Source organism: Arthrobacter sp. Y3223164 (assembly GCF_059091005.1).
This window is the reverse complement of the sequence record NZ_JBNHGF010000405.1, coordinates 1-2,431: the sequence shown is the minus strand read 5'-3', so window position 1 is coordinate 2,431 and position 2,431 is coordinate 1. Positions and strand designations below refer to the sequence as shown.

General features: G+C 68.2%; 3 protein-coding genes and 1 pseudogene. All 4 read left to right on the top strand.

The window, feature by feature from the left end:
* Positions 1-410 (top strand): annotated as a pseudogene (locus AC5RUJ_RS14670) (serine hydroxymethyltransferase); the annotation flags it as partial.
* Entirely contained in the window at positions 410-1,627 is a 1,218-nt protein-coding gene (locus AC5RUJ_RS14665; protein WP_494128076.1) for a sarcosine oxidase subunit beta family protein, read from the top strand. The pseudogene AC5RUJ_RS14670 and the gene AC5RUJ_RS14665, both read left to right, overlap by 1 nt.
* A gap of 14 nt (positions 1,628-1,641) precedes the next feature.
* Positions 1,642-1,968 carry a sarcosine oxidase subunit delta gene (locus tag AC5RUJ_RS14660; protein ID WP_494001737.1) on the top strand — a complete coding sequence of 109 codons (327 nt, stop codon included), beginning with the start codon at positions 1,642-1,644 and terminating at the stop codon, positions 1,966-1,968.
* On the top strand, positions 1,965-2,431 hold a 467-nt coding region (locus AC5RUJ_RS14655; RefSeq protein WP_494156086.1), incomplete at its 3' end, for a 2Fe-2S iron-sulfur cluster-binding protein. The genes AC5RUJ_RS14660 and AC5RUJ_RS14655, both read left to right, overlap by 4 nt.

Below are 2,431 nucleotides of genomic sequence, written 5' to 3'. Positions count from 1 at the left end.
TGCTGGCCCAGCGGCTGCTGGCCGACGACGTGGCGGCCGCCGGCATCAGCCTGGTCAGCGGCGGCACCGACGTGCACCTGGTCCTGGTGGACCTGCGCAACTCGGAACTGGACGGCCAGCAGGCCGAGGACCGGCTGCACTCCATCGGCATCACCGTCAACCGCAACGCGGTCCCGTTCGATCCGCGCCCGCCGATGGTTTCCTCCGGCCTGCGGATCGGCACCCCTGCCTTGGCCACCCGCGGCTTTGGCGCCGCCGAATTCACCGAGGTGGCAGACATCATTGCCGCCGCCCTGACCCGTGCACCGGACGAGGAGCTGCTCACCGAGCTCCGCGGCCGCGTGGCCCTGCTGGCGGAGAAGTTCCCGCTCTACCCCAACCTGAACGCCGAGCCGAACGGAGCCGAATAATGGCCGATCTGCTGCCCGAGCACCCGGACTTCCTCTGGCGGAATCCGGAGCCGAAATCCTCGTACGACGCCGTGATCGTCGGCGGCGGCGGCCACGGCCTGGCCACCGCCTACTACCTGGCCAAAAACCACGGCATGACCAACATCGCGGTGCTGGAACGCGGCTGGCTGGCCGGCGGCAACATGGCCCGCAACACCACGATCATCCGCTCCAACTACCTCTGGGACGAGAGCGCGGGAATCTACGAGCACTCGCTCAAACTCTGGGAGCAGCTGCCGGAGGAACTGGAATACGATTTCCTCTTCTCCCAGCGCGGCGTGATGAACCTGGCGCACACCCTGCAGGACGTGCGCGAGAGCATCCGCCGGGTGAACGCCAACCAGCTCAACGGCGTGGATGCCGAGTGGATCACCCCGGACCAGATCAAGGAACTGTGCCCCATCATCAACACCGGGGACGACATCCGCTATCCGGTCATGGGTGCCACCTACCAGCCCCGCGCCGGCATCGCCAAGCACGACCACGTGGCCTGGGCCTTCGCCCGCAAGTGCGACGAGATGGGCGTGGACATCATCCAAAACTGCGAGGTCACCGGATTCCTCAAGGACGGCGACCGGGTTGTCGGCGTCGAAACCAGCCGCGGCCGGATCAACGCCGGCAAGGTCGGCCTGGCCGGCGCGGGACACAGCTCGGTGCTCGCCGAACTGGCCGGCTTCGAGCTGCCCATCCAGTCGCACCCGCTGCAGGCGCTGGTCTCCGAGCTGCACGAGCCGGTCCACCCCACGGTGGTCATGTCCAACCACGTCCACGTCTACGTCTCCCAGGCACACAAGGGCGAACTGGTCATGGGCGCGGGCATCGACACCTACAACGGCTACGGCCAGCGCGGCGCCTTCCACGTCATCGAGGAACAGATGGCGGCCGCCGTCGAGCTCTTCCCGATCTTCGCCCGCGCCCACGTGTTGCGGACCTGGGGCGGCATCGTCGACACCACGATGGACGCCTCGCCGATCGTGTCCAAGACGCCGATCGACCAGCTCTACGTGAACTGCGGCTGGGGCACCGGCGGGTTCAAGGGAACGCCGGGCGCCGGCTACACCTTCGCCCACACCATCGCCACGGACGAACCGCACCCGCTGAACGCGCCATTTGCCTTGGACCGGTTTGAGACCGGACACCTCATCGACGAACACGGCGCCGCCGCCGTGGCCCACTAGGAAGGAAGACCGAGATGCTTCTGATCGAATGCCCCTGGTGCGGGCCGCGCGACGAGACCGAATACCACTACGGCGGCCAGGCCCACGTCGCCTACCCGGCGGACCCGAACCAGTTGAGCGACGCGGAATGGGCGAAGTTCCTCTTCTACCGCGCCAACCCCAAGGGCCTGTTCGCCGAACGCTGGGTGCACAGCACCGGCTGCAGGCGCTGGTTCAACGCGGTGCGCGACACCGTCAGCTACGAATTCAAAGCCGTGTACAAGCCCGGCGAGAAACCACCGATCGAACTCGGCAGCCTCGCGGGTGCCAAGGCCCAGCCGGCCGAAGGAGGAGCGAAATGACCGCCACCGGCAACATCGCCAACCAGTCCCAGCGGCTTGCCGCCCCCGCCGGCGCCGCTGCCCGGATCGACCGGAACAAGCCGCTGAACTTCACGCTCGACGGCGACACCTACACCGGCTACGCCGGGGACACGCTGGCCTCCGCACTGCTCGCCGCCGGGAAGGTCACGGTGGGCGACTCGCTCTATCTCGGCCGCCCGCGCGGCATCATGTCGGCCGGCGTGGAAGAGCCCAACGCCCTGGTCAAGGTCAGTGCCCGCTACACCGGGCACGTTGACGAGTCCATGCTGCCGGCGACGGCTTTGGAGCTGACGGACGGCATGGACGCCAGGCTGCTGAGCGGCCTGGGCCAGCTGGATCCCCGCACGGACGAGGCCGTCTACGACCGCAAGTACGTGCATACCGACGTGCTGGTGGTCGGTGCCGGCCCGGCCGGCCTGGCCGCGGCACGCGAGGCAGCCAA